The 18,490-nt window shown below is 61.3% G+C and carries 19 protein-coding genes and 1 other RNA gene; 7 read left to right on the top strand and 13 right to left on the bottom strand.

Translation table 11 applies throughout. The features are described 5' to 3' along the window. Window positions 1-10 precede the first annotated feature (10 nt). From ccoS to hemN, 3 genes are all read left to right on the top strand, one after another. Window positions 11-223, top strand: a complete 213-nt coding sequence (ccoS, locus tag HX812_RS13870; RefSeq protein ID WP_038847971.1) for a cbb3-type cytochrome oxidase assembly protein CcoS — start codon at window positions 11-13, stop codon at window positions 221-223. Continuing rightward, window positions 216-899 carry a sulfite exporter TauE/SafE family protein gene (locus HX812_RS13865; RefSeq protein ID WP_038847970.1) on the top strand — a complete coding sequence of 228 codons (684 nt, stop codon included), beginning with the start codon at window positions 216-218 and terminating at the stop codon, window positions 897-899. The genes ccoS and HX812_RS13865 overlap by 8 nt, the downstream gene beginning before the upstream one ends. A gap of 103 nt (window positions 900-1,002) precedes the next feature. Further along, the gene (gene hemN / locus HX812_RS13860) at window positions 1,003-2,385 is read left to right on the top strand and encodes an oxygen-independent coproporphyrinogen III oxidase (RefSeq protein ID WP_177128236.1); all 1,383 of its coding nucleotides are present in this window, start codon (window positions 1,003-1,005) and stop codon (window positions 2,383-2,385) included. Here the strand turns inward: hemN and HX812_RS13855 are convergent, their stop codons facing one another. Beyond that, window positions 2,386-2,853, bottom strand: coding sequence for a hypothetical protein (locus tag HX812_RS13855; RefSeq protein ID WP_080642402.1), 468 nt, complete (start codon window positions 2,851-2,853; stop codon window positions 2,386-2,388). Between the two features lie 153 nt (window positions 2,854-3,006). On the opposite strand from HX812_RS13855, the gene fnr reads away from it, so the two are divergent. Continuing rightward, window positions 3,007-3,741 (top strand): fumarate/nitrate reduction transcriptional regulator Fnr, encoded by a 735-nt coding sequence (gene fnr, locus HX812_RS13850; RefSeq protein ID WP_033900561.1) that lies wholly within the window; start codon window positions 3,007-3,009, stop codon window positions 3,739-3,741. Window positions 3,742-3,821: 80 nt separating this feature from the next. After that, on the top strand, window positions 3,822-4,370 hold the full coding sequence (locus HX812_RS13845) for an adenine phosphoribosyltransferase (protein ID WP_038847960.1): 549 nt from the start codon (window positions 3,822-3,824) through the stop codon (window positions 4,368-4,370). On the opposite strand, the gene HX812_RS13840 is transcribed toward HX812_RS13845, so the two are convergent. From HX812_RS13840 to dnaX, 5 genes are all read right to left on the bottom strand, one after another. Then, the gene (locus tag HX812_RS13840) at window positions 4,371-5,519 is read right to left on the bottom strand and encodes an acyl-CoA dehydrogenase family protein (RefSeq protein ID WP_038847957.1); all 1,149 of its coding nucleotides are present in this window, start codon (window positions 5,517-5,519) and stop codon (window positions 4,371-4,373) included. Between the two features lie 200 nt (window positions 5,520-5,719). Continuing rightward, window positions 5,720-6,322, bottom strand: coding sequence for a recombination mediator RecR (gene recR, locus HX812_RS13835; protein WP_028617479.1), 603 nt, complete (start codon window positions 6,320-6,322; stop codon window positions 5,720-5,722). 58 nt (window positions 6,323-6,380) lie between these two features. Next, window positions 6,381-7,406, bottom strand: coding sequence for an NADP-dependent oxidoreductase (locus HX812_RS13830; protein WP_038844688.1), 1,026 nt, complete (start codon window positions 7,404-7,406; stop codon window positions 6,381-6,383). Between the two features lie 134 nt (window positions 7,407-7,540). Beyond that, window positions 7,541-7,879, bottom strand: a complete 339-nt coding sequence (locus tag HX812_RS13825) for a YbaB/EbfC family nucleoid-associated protein (protein WP_003175481.1) — start codon at window positions 7,877-7,879, stop codon at window positions 7,541-7,543. A 42-nt stretch (window positions 7,880-7,921) separates the two neighbouring features. Beyond that, on the bottom strand, window positions 7,922-9,970 hold the full coding sequence (gene dnaX / locus HX812_RS13820; protein WP_038844690.1) for a DNA polymerase III subunit gamma/tau: 2,049 nt from the start codon (window positions 9,968-9,970) through the stop codon (window positions 7,922-7,924). A 133-nt stretch (window positions 9,971-10,103) separates the two neighbouring features. Between dnaX and HX812_RS13815 the strand changes: the two genes are divergently transcribed. Then, a complete protein-coding gene (locus HX812_RS13815; protein ID WP_038844691.1) occupies window positions 10,104-10,862 on the top strand; it encodes an ABC transporter substrate-binding protein in 759 nt (252 codons plus the stop codon). Here the strand turns inward: HX812_RS13815 and HX812_RS13810 are convergent. Then, window positions 10,813-11,712, bottom strand: a complete 900-nt coding sequence (locus tag HX812_RS13810) for a DMT family transporter (protein WP_038844692.1) — start codon at window positions 11,710-11,712, stop codon at window positions 10,813-10,815. The genes HX812_RS13815 and HX812_RS13810 overlap by 50 nt on opposite strands. A gap of 102 nt (window positions 11,713-11,814) precedes the next feature. On the opposite strand from HX812_RS13810, the gene HX812_RS13805 reads away from it, so the two are divergent. After that, a complete protein-coding gene (locus HX812_RS13805) occupies window positions 11,815-12,678 on the top strand; it encodes a LysR family transcriptional regulator (protein ID WP_038844693.1) in 864 nt (287 codons plus the stop codon). On the opposite strand, the gene HX812_RS13800 is transcribed toward HX812_RS13805, so the two are convergent. The 6 genes from HX812_RS13800 to HX812_RS13775 all read right to left on the bottom strand — a co-directional run bounded on the left by HX812_RS13800 (window position 12,679) and on the right by HX812_RS13775 (window position 18,391). After that, window positions 12,679-13,269 (bottom strand): hypothetical protein, encoded by a 591-nt coding sequence (locus HX812_RS13800; RefSeq protein WP_038844695.1) that lies wholly within the window; start codon window positions 13,267-13,269, stop codon window positions 12,679-12,681. A 1-nt stretch (window position 13,270) separates the two neighbouring features. Continuing rightward, complete coding sequence (locus tag HX812_RS13795) at window positions 13,271-14,317, bottom strand: N-acetylmuramidase family protein (protein ID WP_038844696.1); 1,047 nt, start codon at window positions 14,315-14,317, stop codon at window positions 13,271-13,273. Window positions 14,318-14,473: 156 nt separating this feature from the next. Continuing rightward, window positions 14,474-16,435: an AAA family ATPase gene (locus HX812_RS13790; protein ID WP_038844698.1), complete on the bottom strand. Its 1,962-nt coding sequence runs from the start codon at window positions 16,433-16,435 to the stop codon at window positions 14,474-14,476. Between the two features lie 20 nt (window positions 16,436-16,455). Further along, window positions 16,456-16,887 carry a hypothetical protein gene (locus tag HX812_RS13785; protein ID WP_038844702.1) on the bottom strand — a complete coding sequence of 144 codons (432 nt, stop codon included), beginning with the start codon at window positions 16,885-16,887 and terminating at the stop codon, window positions 16,456-16,458. A gap of 127 nt (window positions 16,888-17,014) precedes the next feature. Beyond that, an RNA gene (ffs, locus tag HX812_RS13780) (signal recognition particle sRNA small type) lies at window positions 17,015-17,111 on the bottom strand. Window positions 17,112-17,227: 116 nt separating this feature from the next. Next, on the bottom strand, window positions 17,228-18,391 hold the full coding sequence (locus HX812_RS13775) for a putative zinc-binding metallopeptidase (protein ID WP_038844700.1): 1,164 nt from the start codon (window positions 18,389-18,391) through the stop codon (window positions 17,228-17,230). Window positions 18,392-18,490: the final 99 nt, after the last annotated feature.

Raw genomic sequence — 18,490 nt, 5'->3', positions numbered from 1 at the left:
TGGAGTGCAGATGCCAGCTTTATACGTGATGATTCCGGCGGCGCTGCTGTTAGTGGGCGTGGCCATCTACATCTTCTTCTGGGCGGTGGACAGCGGCCAGTACGACGACCTCGACGGCCCGGCCCATAGCGTGCTGTTCGACGACCAGGACCCCAACCACCTGGCCGGCGTCGAAGAGGCCAACCACGCCGAACAACCGCCGAAAGACCCGCCCCATGCTTGAGCTGGCGCCACTGCTGGTCTCCGCGCTAATCCTCGGCCTGCTTGGCGGTGGCCATTGCCTGGGCATGTGCGGCGGGCTGATGGGCGCGCTGACCCTGGCGATCCCCAAGGAACAGCGCGGCCGCAGGTTTCAACTGCTGCTGGCGTACAACCTGGGGCGCATCTTCAGCTATGCCGCTGCGGGCGTGTTGATCGGCCTGGCCGGTTGGGCAGTGGCCAACAGCCCGGCGGCGATGTTCATGCGCGTACTGGCCGGGTTGCTGTTGATCAGCATGGGCCTGTACCTGGCTGGCTGGTGGAGCGGCCTGACCCGTATCGAAAGCCTCGGGCGTGGCCTGTGGCGCTATATACAACCCGTCGCCAACCGTTTGCTGCCGGTGTCCAGCGTGCCGCGCGCCTTGCTGCTGGGCGCGCTGTGGGGCTGGTTGCCGTGCGGATTGGTCTACAGCACCCTGCTGTGGGCGGCGAGCCAGGGCAATGCGCTGGACAGCGGGTTGCTGATGCTGGCGTTCGGGCTAGGGACTTGGCCTGTATTGCTGGCGACAGGATTGGCCGCCGAGCGGGTCACGGCGTTATTGCGTAAACGCAGCGTGCGGATGACTGGTGGCTTGCTGGTGATACTCTTCGGTATCTGGACGTTGCCCGGACCTCATCAGCACTGGTTGATGGGCCACTAAATCGCCATGTGGCATAGCGCCGCTCCCCGTTGATGCAAATCAAGATGGCACCTGCGCCACGCCCCTAGACTCGGCCCACTAGCCTATCCGGGGGAACGCCCGCATGCTCGACGCCATTCGTTGGGACACCGATCTGATTCACCGCTACGACCTGGCGGGACCGCGCTACACGTCCTACCCCACCGCCGTACAATTCGATAGCCAGGTCGGCACCTTCGACCTGCTCCACGCCCTGCGCGACAGCCGCAAAGCCGTGCGACCGTTGTCGCTGTATGTGCATGTGCCGTTCTGCGCGAACATCTGCTACTACTGCGCCTGCAACAAGGTCATTACCAAGGACCGTGGCCGCGCCCAGGCCTACCTGCAACGCCTGGAGCAAGAGATCCAACTGGTGGCCTGCCATCTCGATCCGAAACAGCGGGTTGAGCAACTGCATTTTGGCGGCGGCACCCCGACCTTTCTCAGCCACGATGAACTACGCCAGGTCATGGGCTGCCTGCGCCAGCACTTCAATTTGCTGGATGACGATTCCGGCGACTACGGCATCGAGATCGACCCCCGTGAAGCGGACTGGGCCACCATGGGCCTGCTGCGTGAGCTCGGCTTCAACCGCGTGAGCATCGGCCTGCAAGACCTAGACCCCGAGGTGCAACGGGCGGTGAATCGCCTGCAGAGCCTTGAGGAAACCCGCGCGGTGATCGATGCAGCGCGCACCCTGCAATTTCGCTCGATCAATATCGACCTGATCTACGGCCTGCCCAAGCAAACGCCGATCAATTTTGCGCGCACTGTAGAAGAAGTGATCAGGCTGCAACCGGACCGCCTGTCGGTGTTCAACTACGCGCATCTGCCGGAGCGTTTCATGCCCCAGCGGCGCATCAACACGGATGAACTCCCCTCCCCCGCGTCAAAGCTCTTGATGCTGCAAACCACCATCGAGCAACTGACCCAGGCCGGTTACCGCTACATCGGCATGGACCACTTCGCCCTGCCCGACGACGAACTGGCCATCGCCCAGGAAGAAGGCACCCTGCAACGCAACTTCCAGGGCTACACCACCCACGGTCATTGCGATTTGATCGGGCTGGGCGTGTCGGCGATCAGCCAGATCGGTGACCTGTACTGCCAGAACAGCAGCGACCTCAACGGCTACCAGAACACCCTGGCCGGCGCGCAGCTGGCCACCAGTCGCGGCCTGGTCTGCACCACGGACGATCGGTTGCGGCGGGAAGTGATTCAGCAGTTGATCTGCAATTTCAGCCTGGCATTCGAGACGATCGAGCAGGCCTTCAACATGGATTTTCGTGGGTATTTCGACGACATCTGGCCGCAACTGACGGCGATGGCCGAGGATGGCCTGATCGAACTCGACGCACAGTGCATTCGCGTATTGCCGGCCGGGCGATTGCTGGTGCGTTCGGTGTGCATGGTGTTCGATGCCTACCTGGAGCACCAGAACAGGCAACGGTTTTCACGGGTGATCTGATTACATCGCCAGTGAGGCGGTTTTCATCGAATCCTCGGCACTCATACCTTTCATCGACTTGGCGAGTGATGTCTGGGCCGACATCAGGCCCGCCTGCAAAGAACTGATCTCGCTCTGCAACGCGCTGGTTTTCGCGCGCGCCTCTTCAGGGGAAAGATTATTGGCCGCTGCAACGGCCGCCAGCTCGGCCTGTTTTTCGGCGATCTGTTGTTTCAACTGACGGATCATTTTCAGCACCTGCTTGACGTTGTCGTCCAGGCCGCTGTCATCGATATCCGCATTGGAGCTTTTGGCCGCACCTGCCGCCTTGAACGCATCGGCAGAAATAGTCACCGTCACACCTTCCACCACTTTGGGTGCATGGGTGGTTTCAACCTCTGGCGCTGCTTCCTTGGCCTCAGCCGCAGGCTTTGCATCCGGGACGGTCGGAATGCGGATGGCAGGGTTGTAGGCAGCTATAACAGACATGATCCAAGCTCCGACTCAATAGGTATGCCTTCTGTATCGACCCCGACACAAAAACCTTTATACCGCTGCCGGTTTTTTGTACAGGCTGGCCTCAGCGCCCCCCAGTGCGTTACCCTTACGTCTTATGTGTGTTTTCCCACAAGGATTTAAGAAATGTCCGAGCCAGTCAAACTGCGCGCTCACAGCCAGGCTCATTGCAAGGATTGCAGCCTGGCCCCCCTCTGCTTGCCACTTTCGTTGAATTTGGAAGACATGGATGCGCTGGACGACATCGTTAAACGTGGCCGCCCGCTGAAAAAAGGCGAGTTTCTGTTCCGCCAGGGCGACAAGTTCGATTCCGTTTATGCAGTACGTTCGGGTGCGTTGAAGACATTCAGCCTGAGCGACAGCGGCGAAGAGCAGATCACCGGTTTCCACTTGCCCAGCGAACTGGTGGGCTTGTCGGGCATGGACACCGAGATTCACCCGGTGTCGGCGCAGGCGCTGGAAACGACATCCGTTTGCGAAATCCCCTTCGAACGCCTGGACGAACTGGCCATCCAACTGCCACAACTGCGCCGCCAGTTGATGCGTGTGATGAGCCGCGAGATCCGTGACGACCAGCAAATGATGCTGCTGCTGTCGAAGAAAACCGCCGACGAGCGCATCGCCACCTTCCTGGTCAACCTGTCGGCGCGGTTCCGGGCCCGGGGTTTCTCGGCCAACCAGTTCCGCCTGAGCATGTCGCGCAATGAAATCGGCAACTACTTGGGCCTTGCGGTGGAAACCGTGTCCCGCGTGTTTACCCGCTTCCAGCAGAACGAGCTGATCGCCGCCGAAGGTAAAGAAGTGCATATCCTCGACCCGATCCAGCTGTGTGCGCTGGCCGGTGGCTCGCTGGAAGGTTGATGCAGACACTTGCGGCCGCGCCAACCGGCGAGGCCGCAGGTATACTTCGAGTCCGTTTCCAGCCCCAGGACTCTTCGACGATGACCTCTGATTCGTTCGACATCAAATCCCTGATCCGCCCCGTCATCGACTTCCCCAAGCCTGGGGTGATCTTCCGTGACATCACGCCGTTGTTCCAATCGCCCCGCGCCTTGCGCCTGGTGGCAGACAGCTTTGCCCATCGTTATGTCGAGGCCGAATTCACCCATATCGGCGCGATGGACGCGCGGGGCTTCCTGATCGGTTCGATCATCGCCTACCAACTGAACAAACCGCTGATCCTGTTCCGCAAGCAAGGCAAGCTGCCAGCTGACGTGCTGGCCGAGGGTTACCAGACCGAGTACGGCGAGGCGTTCCTGGAAGTGCATGCCGACAGCTTGTGCGAGGGCGATTCGGTGCTGATGTTCGATGATTTGATCGCCACCGGCGGCACCCTGATCGCAGCGGCGAACCTGGTGCGACGCATGGGGGCGACGATTTTCGAAGCGGCGGCGATTATTGATCTGCCGGAGCTGGGCGGTTCGCAGCGCCTGGAAGACATGGGCATCCCGACTTTTTGCCTGACGCAGTTTGCACTGAGCGAACAGTGATCAAAGCCCCATCTGCTTGCTGATGATTTCATTCATCACTTCACGGGTGCCACCACCGATGGACAGGATGCGGTTGTCGCGATACAGCCGCTCCACCAGGCTGCCGCGCATGTAACCCTGGCCCCCGAGGATCTGCACGGCGTCATAAGTGACGCGGTCGGCGGTATCGGTGGCGAGGTTCTTGGCCATGGAAATCTCTTTGATCACGCTGATGCCCGCGGCCATCTTGGCCGCCTGGCGGTAAGTGAACTCCCGTGAAACCTCCACGGCGGTGGCCATCTCCGCCAGGCGATGCTTGATCACCTGGAATTTGCCGATGGGTTTACCGAAGGCTTCGCGTTGCGCAGCCCATTCGAGGCTTTCCTCCAGCGCCATCTGCGCCGTCATATTGGCCATCAATGCCAGGGCCAGACGCTCGCTCTGGAAGTTGCCCATGATGCAGGCAAAGCCCATGTTTTCAGCGCCGATCAGGTTGCCGACGGGCACGCGGCAATCGTCGAAGAACAATTCAGCGGTGTCCGACGCCCACCAGCCCATTTTCTTCAGCGGCTGGCCGACGCTGAAACCAGGGGTGTCTTTTTCGATCAACAACAGGCTGATGCCGGCAAAGCCCGGCCCGCCCGTGCGCACGGCCACGGTGTAGAAGTCGGCGCGGCTGCCGCTGGTGATGAAGGTCTTGCTGCCGCTGACGCGGTAATGCTCGCCGTCGCGAATGGCGCGGGTTTGCAGGCTGGCCACATCCGAACCGCCACCCGGCTCGGTGACGGCCAGGGCGATGATCTTCTCGCCCGACAGTACTTGCGGGGCGACACGCTCGCGAATCTCTGGACTCGCCCATTTGACGATAGGCGGCAGGCCGATATCCAACGACCCCAACCCCGCCACGACGCCGCCGGAGCCGCAACGCATCAGCTCTTCGCTGGCCGCGACCTTGGCGAACAGATCGCCTTCATGGCTGCCGCCCAACGTTTCCGGGTAGCCGATGCCAAGAATCCCCGCCGCACCCGCCTTGAGGTACAGCTCTCGGGGGAAGCTCTCTGCCTCCTCCCACTGTTCGATGCCCGGCAGCATCTCGCGCTCGACGAAGCGACGCACGCTGTCGCGGACCAATTGGTGGCTAGGGTCGAAGTAGTGCTGATAGGCAGACATCGGCAAGCTCCACGGTGAGGTGGAGCGAACTTACCAAGCGCTTGCTTGGTTATCAAGCCGTGCGAAAACTCTAATGACGACATAGAACCAATGTGGGAGCGGGCTTGCTCGCGAATGCAGGGTATCAGTCAACAAAGATATTGACTGATCCACCGCATTCGCGAGCAAGCCCGCTCCCACATTTTTAACGGTGTCGCCCGTTAGAGGGCGATAGGTTTGCGACCAGCAAAGGAATGCGCCAGCGTGCCGCCATCCACCAACTCCAACTCGCCGCCCAACGGCACGCCGTGGGCGATACGCGAGGTGATCAGGCCTTTGTTGGTCAGCAATTGCGCGATGTAGTGCGCGGTCGCCTCACCTTCCACCGTCGGGTTGGTGGCCAGGATCACTTCGGTAAAAGTGCCCTGCTCTTCGATGCGCGCCACCAACTGCGGAATACCGATGGCTTCCGGGCCCAGGCCGTCCAGCGGCGACAGGTGGCCCTTGAGCACGAAGTAGCGACCGCGATAGCCGGTCTGCTCCACCGCGTACACATCCATCGGCCCTTCAACAACACACAGCAGCGTATCGTCGCGGCGCGGGTCGGCGCATTGCGGGCAGAGTTCTTCTTCAGTGAGGGTACGGCACTGGCGGCAGTGGCCGACACCGGTCATGGCCTGGCTCAAGGCCTGGGCCAACCGGGCGCCGCCGCTGCGATCACGCTCCAGCAGTTGCAGCGCCATACGCTGGGCGGTTTTCTGGCCGACACCCGGCAAAATGCGCAGGGCGTCGATCAGTTGGCGAATCAGGGGGCTGAAGCTCATGGGCGAAGGGTCCGACAAAACAACGAGACGCGGTTTATACCCGCGCCCCGGATAAGCGTCAAATGCGCACGACCAACTTGCCGAAGTTGCGCCCTTCCAACAGACCGATAAAGGCTTCGGGCGCCTGCTCCAGGCCCTCGACCACGTCCTCACGGAACTTGATCTTGCCGTCACGCACCCACGGCGCCATGGCGCTGAGGAATTCGGGCTGGCGATCACCGTAGTCATCGAACACGATAAAACCCTGGATCCGCACGCGCTTGGTCAGCAAGGTCCGTTGCAGCGCCGGCAGCCGGTCCGGGCCGCTGGGGGGTTGGTGGGCGTTGTAGCCGGCGATGAGCCCACACAGTGGAATCCGGGCCTTGGGATTGAGCAAGGGCACCACGGCGTCGAACACCTTGCCGCCGACGTTCTCGAAATAGATGTCCACACCCTTGAAGCAGGCCTGGGCCAATTCATCGGCGAAGTGTTCACTTTTGTGGTCGATGCAGGCATCGAAGCCCAACTCATCCACCACGTAGCGGCACTTGTCGGCGCCTCCGGCGATGCCGACCACGCGCAAGCCCTTGAGCTTGGCCACCTGCCCCACCACCGAGCCCACTGCGCCGGAGGCTGCGGCGACGACCAGGGTTTCCCCGGCCTTGGGCTGGCCGATGTCCATCAGGCCCATGTAGGCGGTCATGCCCGGCATGCCCAGCACTCCGAGGGCCATGGACGGGCTGGCCAGGCCCTTGGGCACCGGCATCAGGTTACGGCCATCGGAAATGCTGTGGCTCTGCCAACCGGTCGAGCCGACCACCAGGTCGCCCACTTCAAATTTCGGATTACGCGATTGCTCGATACGGCTGACAGCCCCGCCGGTCATCACTTCATCGATTTCTACCGGCGCGGCGTAGGACGGTGCGTCGCTCATGCGCCCGCGCATGTAAGGGTCCAAGGACAGGTACAACGTCTTCAGCAGGACCTGGCCGTCGGCCAACTCCGGCAAATTCACGCGTTCCAGGCGGAAGTTTTCCGGGGTCGGTGCGCCTTGGGGGCGTGAGACCAGGACAATGCGCTGGTTCAGGGTCGGTTCTTGAGGCATGAAAGGGCTCCTTTATCGAATCCATCGGTATAGGGTGCAGACCATGCGTGCCGTGCCAGGGTTCGATCAGATTTGGCACAAACAAAAATGCCAGGCACGAGGCCTGGCATTGGAGTCTAGCTAACGCTACCGGATCAGAACGGCAACTTCATGCCCGGCGGCAATTGCATGCCTGCGGTCACGCCGCCCATTTTTTCCTGGCTGTTGGCTTCGATCTTGCGCACGGCGTCGTTGACGGCCGCGGCGAACAAGGCTTCGAGCATTTCCAGGTCATCTTCACCGACGCCTGGCAGCACGCTTGGGTCGATGCTCACACGCTTGATGTCGTGACGACCGGTCATCACCACGCTGACCATATCGCCACCGGCTTTACCGGTGACTTCGGCGTTGGCCAGTTCTTCCTGCATCTTGGCCATCTTTTCCTGCATCTGCTGCGCCTGCTTCATCAGGCCGGCCATGCCACCTTTCATCATGGGAATCACCTCAAAGTACGTGGATCAAGTTAGTAGCCCGGTTTATGACGCCACCGGGGCTTCGACAGGTTCAATAGTATCGTGACGGACGACCGCACCGAACTGTTGCATCATTTGCTGGATCAGCGGATCACCGTGGATCGAGTCCTCGGCCTCACGCTGGCGGTTGATACGCCGGCGGGTCGCGGCCTGGGCCGGGGTTTCCTGCTCCGGCTTGATCAGCTCGATGGCAATGGTCAGCGTGCGCTCATGGTACTGGTTCAGTGCGTCATTCAGGCGACGTTGCTGGGTCGCATTGAACAGGGCGCTGTGGGCCGGGTCCAGGTGCAACAGCCAGTGATCGCCGTCGATGGAAATCAGCGTGCAGTTGGCGGCGATGCTACCGGTCATGCCGGAAATCGGCAGCTTCGGAAACAATTCCAGCCATTGCAGGGCCAGGCCGGTGGCCGGCGCGGCAGCGGGTTCCGCCTCGGGCTCGGGGGCCGGTTCGGCGGTGTGTTCGCTGGCCAAGTCGTCCAGGTAGCTGTAGGCCGAATCCATGTCCGGCTCGATGTAGTCTTCGTCCAGCGGCGGTTCGTCATCGAGGTCGATGCCCGGCGTGGCGGCTTCCACCTGGGCCACGGTCGGCTCGGGAACCGGCGCGGACACCCATTCCGGGGCGTCCGGCACCACACTGTCCGGGGTCGGCGTGGGCATTGGGGTCAGCTCGGGCTGCTCGCCGGTGGTTTCCAGCACGGGCTCCACGGCGGGCGCTTGCTCGGCTTCGACTTCAGCTTCAACCGGGTCATTCCAGGGCAGGTCGACGACCGGCTCAGGCTCGATAACCAGTTCCGGCTCGACCACCGGCGCAGCGACCACAGGCTCAGGCTCGGGCACCGGCGCGACTGGCGCAGGCGCAGCCACCACTGGCGCGACCACCGCCGCGCCAGCCACTGGTTTGGCGGAATCAACTGTGGCCTGGCTGATCCCCACTGGCTTTAGCGGCTGTCTCGGCGCATCCGCCGAATCGGCGGGCCGGAACGCCAGCATCCGCAGCAGCACCATTTCAAAGCCACCCCGCGGATCGGGCGCCAGGGGCAGGTCGCGGCGGCCGATCAGGCCCATCTGGTAATAGAACTGCACATCTTCGGCCGGCAATGCCTGGGCCAGGGCCAACACACGGTCGCGGTCGCCATGGCCGTTGTCGACACCCTCAGGCAGGGCCTGGGCGATGGCGACGCGGTGCAGCACATTGAGGATCTCCGATAGCACGCCGTTCCAGTCCGGGCCTTGCTCCGACAGGTGACGCACGGCTTCGAGCAACGCCTTGGCGTCGCCTTCGATCAGCGCGTGCAGCACGTCGAATACCTGGCCGTGGTCGAGGGTGCCAAGCATGGCGCGCACGTCGGCGGCCATGACTTTGCCTTCACCAAAGGCAATGGCCTGGTCGGTGAGGCTCATGGCGTCACGCATCGAGCCATCGGCGGCGCGGCCGAGCAGCCACAGCGCGTCGTCTTCGAACGGTACGTTTTCGACGCCCAGCACGTGGGTCAAATGCTCGACCACCCGCTCGGGGGTCATGTTTTTCAGAGAGAACTGCAGGCACCGCGACAGAATCGTTGCAGGAAGTTTCTGCGGGTCAGTGGTGGCCAGGATGAATTTGACGTAGGGCGGCGGCTCTTCCAGGGTTTTCAACAGGGCGTTGAAGGAATGGCTGGAGAGCATGTGCACTTCGTCGATCAAGTAGACCTTGAAGCGGCCGCGACTCGGCGCGTACTGCACGTTGTCGAGCAGCTCGCGGGTGTCTTCGACCTTGGTGCGGCTCGCGGCGTCGATCTCGATCAGGTCGACAAAGCGCCCTTCGTCGATTTCCCTGCACACCGAGCAGGTGCCGCATGGCGTAGAAGTGATACCGGTTTCACAGTTCAGGCATTTGGCGATGATGCGCGCAATGGTGGTCTTGCCCACCCCTCGCGTACCGGTGAACAGGTACGCGTGGTGCAGCCGCTGGCTGTCCAAGGCATTGATCAGAGCCTTGAGCACATGGGTCTGGCCGACCATTTCGCGGAACGAGCGCGGACGCCATTTACGTGCAAGAACCTGATAACTCATGGAAAACCGTCGCAACTGGGAAACAGAAGCCGGTAATGCTAGCGGAGCAAGGGGGAAATTGCATCCGGCACGCTTGCCTAATCTGACTAAGCTCTTGTGACTGGCCCCAAAAAGGCCTGAACCCGGAGAGCTTATGCGCGCAGTCCTGGGCGTTTTATGGATGATTGCCACGGCCAGCCTTGCAGCGCCCGCACCGCTGCGCTTCTCGGTTTCCGACAGTTGGGCGATGCCCATGGTGCAGTTGGAGGACGGCCGGCCCACCCAGGGCATTTTGTATGACGTGATGTTGAGCCTGGCCACTCAGGTCGGCCGCCCGGCGCAATTCCACGTGCTGGCACGGGCGCGCATCTCCAGCGCCATGGAACACGGTGATATTGATGTGCGCTGTTATGTCACCCAGGCCTGGGTCGACGACCAGTCCGGCGACTATACCTGGAGCATTCCGCTGATGGTGCAGCGCAACCTGTTGGTCAGCACGCACATTCCTGCGCAGCCGGTACAGGTCGACAAACTCGCGCCGCAAGCCATCGGCACCGTGCTCAATTACCGCTACGCCACCCTCGACCCGCTGTTTGCCGGCGGCCAGCTCAGCCGCGACGATGCGCGCAGCGAAGAGCAGGTGCTGCACAAACTGGTGGCCGGGCGTTTCAAGTTCGCGGTGATCAATGAATGGATACTCGACCGCTTCAACCAGCGGATGCCGGTGGGCAAACGCCTGCACAAGGTGGCGGTGATCGATGAGCAGAACCTGGGCTGCACCGTGCGCAATGACCCGAACGTGCCGGTGCAGTTGATCCTGCGCACCTTGTTGCGGATGAAGATGTCGGGCGAGATCGACCAGATCATCCAACTGTACACCGGAGAGACCGCGCCCAACGCCCCTCAAGACTGATGGCGGCCACGCTGGCCAACACGATCACACCGCCCAGCACCACTTGCAGGGCGATGTGCTCGCCCAGCAGCGTCGCCGCCATCGTCATGGCCACGGGCGGGATCAGGTACATCGCCACCGAGGCGCGGCTGACCTCGACATGTTTCAGCACATAACCCCAGGCCAGGTACGCCAGGGCACTCGGAAAGATCCCGAGCACCAGCACCGCGAGGTTTTCCGGCAACGGCGCGTGCATTACGGCGGCGGGCAGACCTGGCAGGTTCACACAGAGCATCAGCGTGCCGGCCCACACCATGTAGCACGCCATGGTCAGCGGGCTATAGCGATGGGCGTAGTGTTTCTGGATGGCGAAGTACAGGCTCCACGACACCGCCGCCAGCAGGATCAACAGGCCACGCGGGTCGATATCGCCCAGGCCGTGATCGCCCCAGATCACCACCAGCACACCCAGCAGGCCGAGCAACACGCAGCTCCAGCGCCAGAGGCTGACACGTTCCCTCAAGCAGAAAAACGCGATCAGCACGCTGAACAGCGGCGCCGATTGTGCCAACACGCTGGACGCCGCCGCCGTGACGAATTGCTGTCCATAGTTCAGGCTGGTGTGATGCAGGAACACCCCGAAAAAACTCAACACCAACAGCCACGGCAGATCCCGCAGACGTGGCCGACCAATGCCCATCACCAGCGCCACACCGGCCATGAACACCGAGGCGATCAAGAACCGCAGCAGCGCCAGCTGGCCAGGGCTGTAGCTGTGCAGCCCCATGTGCACGCCAATCGGCGAATAGGCCCAACAGAGGATGACGCTGGCGATGACTAGCGTAAGCTTCAGGGGTGACGGGGTGTTCATCGACGGCATCCGAAAACTGAGAAGGAATGCCGTCAGTCTTGGCCCGCACAAGGCGTAGGACAATTAAGCGTTTCTGACTTCTGAAATCACTGGAACTGAGCAATGGAACTGGCCCAACTGAAAATGGTGCGAGCCGTAGCGCAAACCGGCAGCGTGGCCCAGGCCGCCGTGCAACTGCATTGCGTGCCGTCCAACATCACCACGCGCATCAAGCAACTGGAAAGCGAGTTGGGCACGCCGCTGTTCATCCGCGCCGGGCGTGGGTTGGCGATCAGTGCGGCGGGGGAAATTTTCCTCGAATACTGCGAACGCATCCTCGCCCTGGTGGACGAATCCAAACGCGCCGTGGACGCCAACGCCATTCCCCGTGGCACCCTGCGCATCGGCGCGGTGGAGTCCAGCGCCAGCGGCCGACTGCCGCCGCTGTTGGCGGAGTATCACCGGCGCTACCCGGATGTCAGCCTGGAATTGGTGACCGGCGCCTGGGGCGAGCTGCTCGATGACCTGCAACACCATCGCCTGGATGTGGCGCTGGTGGCCGCCGGCAACAAACGCGCAAAGCTCGACCACAGCGTGGTCTACAGCGAGCGCCTGGTGCTGATCGCCAGCGCCTCCAGCGAACCGATCCGCAGCGCCGAAGACCTGGCTGGCCGCACCTTGCTGGTGTGGCCGCCGGGCTGCCCCTATCGGGCGGCGCTGGAGAATTGGGTTAGGCCCCACGCCTTCAAGCCGACCATTGCCAGCTATGCCAGTTGGGGCACGATCATTGGTTGCGTGAGTGCCGGGATCGGCGTGGCGCTGGCGCCGGAAGGCATCCTGGCCCGCTATGAGCAGGCCAATCAGCTGGCGTCGTACCGGTTCGATGAACTGCAGGCGGTGGACAACCTGCTGTTCTGGCACAAGGACACCCAGCGGCATCTGGCGCGAGATGCATTTGCTGGGTTGTTGCGTGAAACCTTCGGCTGATCAGCTTTTAGGGGCCGCCAAACGCGCGTACTGATCCTGGCTGATCCAGCCAGTAAACGAGCGGTCATCGGCATTGATGAACTCGACCTGGGCCCAGCCATCCTTGAAGGCCAGCACCCCGACCACGTCATTCTTGACGATGTAGGGGCGCTTGGCGGCCTTGGCACTTGGGGTTTTCAGCAGGTAAGCCTTGGCAGCGGATACCTGCACCAGGCCGATCCACTTTTTGTTGGCGGTCTGGGTCAAGTCCAGGCCAGTGGCGATCTCTGGCATCAGTACACTCAAGCAACCGGGATGCTGGCGACCCTGTTCCACGGTCAGGATCACGCCGTCCGAAGAAGGCGCCACGCTGCCGGGGTAGGCAGTGTCGTTCCAGGTGGTCAGCGCTGAGGGCTTGCCTTGCAGATAGAACGTGCAGCTGCGAGTAACGCCCTCGCCCATCTCTTCCGCGTAATAGCCTTCCACCTGATGTTCAGGCGTCACGGCCAGCATCAGCGCTTCGTATTTGCCTGAATGCAACGCCGGTGAACCGGCCAAGACAGGCGCTGCGACGCACAACGACAACACACCCACTGCTAGAAAACGGATCATCTTATTTTTTTCCTTCAAGTTTCTCGTAGGCGTCTTTCATCAGGACGTCATAGTTGCCGTAGTCCTTGCCGTTATAGTTACGGGCCATCGAAGTGAAATCCTTGGCTTTCATGGCCGTCATCAACGCCGGGCTGTTAGCGCAAAACGCGAGAAACGCCTTCAGTTGGTTACCGATATTCACTTTTAATGCCGCGGCAAACTCAAACACCGTCTTGTAACCGCATGAAGCGTAGTTAAACCCCATGGTCTGAAACATGCCCCACGACGCCGACATCAACGCCGCTTCCTGGTCCAGGGCGAATGCAGTGGCCATGGTTTCCCAGGCCTTGACCTGATCCTTGTTATTGACCTGCCACTGCGGCCCGGCCTTTCTCACATAGATGTACGAAAGCAGCGGATGCGCCTGGTCGTAGATATGCTTGGTGTACTTGCGAAATTGGTGCCCTTCAAACGCAATGATCGGTAACTTGGCCGGCCCGAAACCCGAGCGACCACCGGACTCCACCGTGGCGAAGGCCCTGATGACATTCACCGAAATGCCGTTGCCCAACTGCTTGGCGGCATTTTGAAAATCCGTATCGGTGAGCGTCATGCCGCCATCGCACGTGGCCTGCAGCATCAATTGGCGGTTGCGCCGCTCAGCCTCGATCATCGCCCGCATACGGTCCAGGTACACGTTGACGGTGGCTTGCACCGCGTCACCCTGGTTGTTACCGAATGCATTCAGAAAGCTTGGAATACGCATGCTCGGAAACGCCTTCACCGGCACCTTCACCGCCTCTTCGATCAGGCTGTTGAAGGTTTTACCCGTCGGATCGATCACCCCATCGGGATGCGAATATTTGAGATGACGGAACTGGTACTGGCTGATGCACTGCACCAACTGGCCATCGCACTTACCGTTTTCGGTCAGCGGAAAACCCAGTTTTGGAATGATCAGATTGAATAAATATTGGATGCACTGCACATCGGCGGGCAAGTTGCGGGCTTTACCGGGCGCACCTACCGAGGCACTGATAAGACGGGGCAACCCTTGCAGGCTTTTCATCAAAGACATCCTTGTTAGTTAAAGAAGTGGTGGCACTTCAATATCAACTCCGCACCTTGTCATACTCTGAAACAAGTGGCTGGCGGAAACTAACAAGGTGGTTTTAGGTTGTCCAGAGCGACCGCTGAAAGTTGTGAAACAGCCGAATTAAATAAATCAGTAACCGTGGAATTCACGGGTTTTCTGATACGTGTGGAAATCAATCCACTCAACCACGTCGTAAGGCAGGTACAGCTGCACCCGCGCCCGTGAAATGGCGATGTACACCGCACACAGTCGCTGGTCGAACGCATAGGCGTCCTTGAATTTCACGTTGGTCAGCAACTCCGGCGTGAGCAACACCCGGTCGAACTCCATGCCGCCCGCCTCCTCCGCCAACATCAGCAGGCAGCGTTTGCCGGGGACGCCGCTGAGGCGATTCAAACGCGTGATATCAGCGACGTTGAAGCCTTTTTCCAACTCGTCCTCGACCCACAGGAACGACTCGTCGTACTGGCTGGCATCGCGCACCTGTTGCCAGTCATCCATGTCGCTGAAGTACGCATGGGGGCCGTTGTCGTTGTGCTCGTTGCTGTAGAACTCTGGCTTGAACAGCGCGATGACGCTGATCATGAAGCGCTGCAGATCCTGCTGCGCCGTATTGTCGAAGAAGCCGAACGGGCAGTTGGCCTGTTGCAACTGGATGGCCCATTTCATGGTGTCCCACGGGGACGCGGTCAACACCACGCAGCCTTCGGGTGGCACGAAGCCCTGAGGATAATGCTCAATGCCGACGTCGGCATCCCGCGCGCCTTCGAAGGGCGTCTTGCCCTTTTGCGAGTGCACGCTGATCAGCGGGTTGACCAGGCGCTCGACGTTGCGGCCCGAACGCACCGAGTAATTGATATCGGTGTGCCGGACTTCGCGCTTGCGCCTGACCATTACACCGCTGGCCAATTGGTACTCATCGCCTAGGGTGATCAGCACCTGACGGCCACGCTCGATAATCTGCAACAACGAAGGCGGGATGTCCTGGCTTTCATCGATCAGCACATGGGTGTAGCGCGGCGGCACCACGCATCCGTCGAGGCTTGCACGCTTGATCAGCAACAGGGCTGCGAAGGCCGTCTGACCGGCCCATTGCGGGTTGGCTTGAACGTACGTCCACAACCGGCTGGAATACTCCAGCAACGCCTGGGCATCCACGCTGGACAGAGGCTGTTTGAAATGCGGCAGATGCCGGGCCGACAGACTGTGATGGTTGGAGTGGCAATAGCTGTCGAGCACCTTCAGGCAGATATCGAGCGTTGCCGCACCATCGTGACCACGCCAGCCATGGATATTCAGGGTCTGCGACACTTCGTGTTTGCCGGGCAACCGGGCCGGCGTGGCCTGCGCGGCGGGGCGCTGCCCTTGCAAGAGTGCCTTGGCGAAGGCGGCGAAGGTCGAGCCGGTCTTGCTGTCCTTGGCCAGCCCCATGCGTTCACGCAAAGTCGCGAGTTTTGCCCCCGTACGGGCCAATATCAGGGTCTGGGCCGGCCGCAGGCACTCCATCAACGCGCCGAGCAGGTGGCTCTTGCCGATGCCGGCGTAGCCTTGGACATGCAGGTCTTCGTTCAGGTTGGCGCGAAAGGTCCGCACCAGCTTGTCCTGGGCCGGGCTGAGCCAGCGCTCACGGTGCCGGGGCGTGACCATCTGCTGGCTGAAGGGATCGTTGCTGCGCAAATGGCGGACCTTGTAGCCGATATCCCATTTACCCGTAGGCAGCAGGTAATCCCGCGCCGCGACTTCTTCAGCCGAGAGCAGGCGCAGATTGACGGTTTTAAGGGCATTGAAGCCGAAGTACAGCTTGCGCGCATCGAACAGCCGCAGGGCTTCGGACAACAACGTGGCGGCGCTCTTTGCCTGGGTGTCCACCGACCAATCGAGCAACTTGGCCAAGATACGCTCGGCACCCGCGCACGTCAGGTCCTTTTGCGCCGCCTGGGCCAGGTTCTGGATCACCAGCACGGCGGCCAACTCCGGGTCCGTCAGGCCGACCAGGGCCTTGGCAGCGTCCGCGCCGAGCAGGGCCGTGCAGGTTTCCTCCGTGACAGGCAGGAAGACCGGGCTGGCTAAATCAAAGTGTTCCGGTTGCATAACGCCTCGCCGCCAGGGAATCAGGCATTGCCCTGACCGCCCAGTTCAAACCGATACTCCCCGAGGGAGCCTGACATACCGCCGCAATGAGGACCCGTGTCAGCCGTAGTGGCCATCGCAGTGACCTGCTGCTGAAGTTCGAAGACCGCCATATCCAGTAGCCGGCGCAGGTCTTCGGCACTCTGTGCGGCCACATTCAATTGCAGCGTGTAGGCACCTGTGAGGGGCGGCGCTGCTGGATCGGCAGGCGGTTCGGGCTCGTTGGCCACCTCCCCCGTCCGGATCATTTCCGCCTGGCTGAGGATTTCCGCGTGTTCGTCGTCCATAAGGTCCAGCACCCGCGACAATTCCAGGGTCTGTTCAGGATGGGATTGAATGCGGTCCTTGATCTCCAGGCGCCGCATCTGCCACTCCCGCAGCTTCTCGCGCGTTAGGTCGTCGACTTTTTCCACGTGTGTTGTCTCCGGATGCCAGGCACTGGAGTATGCCGCCATGGACTGCTCGATGGCAGATGGCTTGGACGCATTTTTTTGAATTGAATTTAAGGAGGTGTTGCAAGGAAGAGCGTTATGGAGGCAACCCCACCAGCCACACCCCGGCACACAATGTTCCCGCTGTGGCTGCTGCCTTCCGGCTCTGACCAGGTTCACGGGTAATCGTTGCGGGGGGACCGATGGGGTCACCATAACGACGCCTGCCTCTCGGCAAGCGGGGCCATTGTACCGATCTCATCGGAAGTTACAACCGTTGGGGGCGGATTAAAAATATGAAGGGGCTCAAGCACTTGTGCCCCTACAGAATCACCGCCTCATCGGCCCTGCCGCCCTCCTCCTGAATCACAAGGTGGATGAAGTGCAATTTGGCAATCACCGCCGGGGGCAGCACAAAGGGATAGAAATCCGGCTGGCCCATGCTGCGCGACAGCTCATTGAGCATGCCGGCCAGCTCGATCCAGGCGTTGACGAACGACAGGAATGCCACGCCGCCAGGGTGTTCGGGATCATAGAGGGTGGTGAGCGGGAATGGCTGGTAATCCAGGTCCATCTCGCGGGCGCTCATGCCAAAGCCGAGGGCGGTGTCGACGGCGTCCATCATGTGCAGGTAATGCGCCCAGGTTTCGGCCCAGTCTTCCCAGGGATGCATAGTGGCGTAGGCGCTGACGCAGGTTTGCTGCCAGTCCAGGCGTGGGCCGTTCTGGTAGTGCTGGTCGAGGGCCTCGGCGTAACTGGCGCGTTCGTCGCCGAACAGCTGGCGAAACGGTTCAAGCCAATGGGTATTGGCGATCAGCCGGTCCCAGTAGTAATGGCCGACTTCATGGCGAAAGTGCCCGAGCAGGGTGCGATAGGGCTCGCGCATTTGTACGCGGACTTTTTCGCGGTGGGCGTCGTCGGCTTCCTTGATGTCCAGGGTGATCAGGCCGTTCGAGTGGCCGGTCATGGGGGCATTGCCTTCCAAGTCGATACCCACGAAGTCGAAGGCCAGGCCGGTGTCTTCGTCGACGCTTTTGGGCACCACTTGCAGACCCAAGCTGATGAGTTGCGCCACTAGACGACGCTTGGCGGTTTCGACTTTACGCCAGCGCTCGTGGTTTTCCGGGACCGACAAGTCAGGAATGGTGCGGTTCAGGCTGCACGCCACGCACAGCGGCGCGGTGCTGTGGGCCGGGATCAGCCAGTTGCAGGCGGCCGGCGTGTCGAGGTTGGCGCAACGGCGGAAGGCGCCGGCGTCGAGGTTGCCGTCCTGTAGCCAAGTGCCTTCGACCGGGCCGGGTTGCAGGGAGGCGAGTCGACTTTGCTGGGGTTGATAGCCCAGCAGCGCCTGGCAGGCCAGGCACTGGCTGTTGCGAAAGAACAGCGATTGGCCGCAGCGGCACTGCCACACCTTGCTGTCGCGGGAGGTGCCGGCTACGAAGGGTGCTGCAATACGCGAACTGAGTTGCTCGAAGTAGCGGAACATGGCGATCTCTCCCTGGGTGACTGAGACTAGATCATTTGTTCTTCTGGATCGTTCCACATTGTTGTATGAGCGGGCTTATTGTGGCGAGCGGGCTTGTCC

The sequence above is a fragment of the Pseudomonas sp. IPO3749 genome (assembly GCF_013386605.1).
GTDB lineage: Bacteria > Pseudomonadota > Gammaproteobacteria > Pseudomonadales > Pseudomonadaceae > Aquipseudomonas > Aquipseudomonas azotoformans_A.
This window is presented reverse-complemented; position numbering and strand designations above follow the sequence as displayed.

Coding starts and splice junctions, on each gene's coding strand:
- fnr (WP_033900561.1), top strand. CDS start 3,007: ATGTCCGAGCCAGTCAAACTGCGCGCTCACAGCCAGGCTCATTGCAAG.
- HX812_RS13775 (WP_038844700.1), bottom strand. CDS start 18,391: ATGTTCCGCTACTTCGAGCAACTCAGTTCGCGTATTGCAGCACCCTTC.
- HX812_RS13845 (WP_038847960.1), top strand. CDS start 3,822: ATGACCTCTGATTCGTTCGACATCAAATCCCTGATCCGCCCCGTCATC.
- hemN (WP_177128236.1), top strand. CDS start 1,003: ATGCTCGACGCCATTCGTTGGGACACCGATCTGATTCACCGCTACGAC.
- HX812_RS13830 (WP_038844688.1), bottom strand. CDS start 7,406: ATGCCTCAAGAACCGACCCTGAACCAGCGCATTGTCCTGGTCTCACGC.
- HX812_RS13810 (WP_038844692.1), bottom strand. CDS start 11,712: ATGAACACCCCGTCACCCCTGAAGCTTACGCTAGTCATCGCCAGCGTC.
- HX812_RS13865 (WP_038847970.1), top strand. CDS start 216: ATGCTTGAGCTGGCGCCACTGCTGGTCTCCGCGCTAATCCTCGGCCTG.
- HX812_RS13840 (WP_038847957.1), bottom strand. CDS start 5,519: ATGTCTGCCTATCAGCACTACTTCGACCCTAGCCACCAATTGGTCCGC.
- HX812_RS13815 (WP_038844691.1), top strand. CDS start 10,104: ATGCGCGCAGTCCTGGGCGTTTTATGGATGATTGCCACGGCCAGCCTT.
- HX812_RS13805 (WP_038844693.1), top strand. CDS start 11,815: ATGGAACTGGCCCAACTGAAAATGGTGCGAGCCGTAGCGCAAACCGGC.
- HX812_RS13790 (WP_038844698.1), bottom strand. CDS start 16,435: ATGCAACCGGAACACTTTGATTTAGCCAGCCCGGTCTTCCTGCCTGTC.
- dnaX (WP_038844690.1), bottom strand. CDS start 9,970: ATGAGTTATCAGGTTCTTGCACGTAAATGGCGTCCGCGCTCGTTCCGC.
- ccoS (WP_038847971.1), top strand. CDS start 11: ATGCCAGCTTTATACGTGATGATTCCGGCGGCGCTGCTGTTAGTGGGC.
- HX812_RS13825 (WP_003175481.1), bottom strand. CDS start 7,879: ATGATGAAAGGTGGCATGGCCGGCCTGATGAAGCAGGCGCAGCAGATG.
- HX812_RS13800 (WP_038844695.1), bottom strand. CDS start 13,269: ATGATCCGTTTTCTAGCAGTGGGTGTGTTGTCGTTGTGCGTCGCAGCG.
- HX812_RS13795 (WP_038844696.1), bottom strand. CDS start 14,317: ATGAAAAGCCTGCAAGGGTTGCCCCGTCTTATCAGTGCCTCGGTAGGT.
- HX812_RS13855 (WP_080642402.1), bottom strand. CDS start 2,853: ATGTCTGTTATAGCTGCCTACAACCCTGCCATCCGCATTCCGACCGTC.
- recR (WP_028617479.1), bottom strand. CDS start 6,322: ATGAGCTTCAGCCCCCTGATTCGCCAACTGATCGACGCCCTGCGCATT.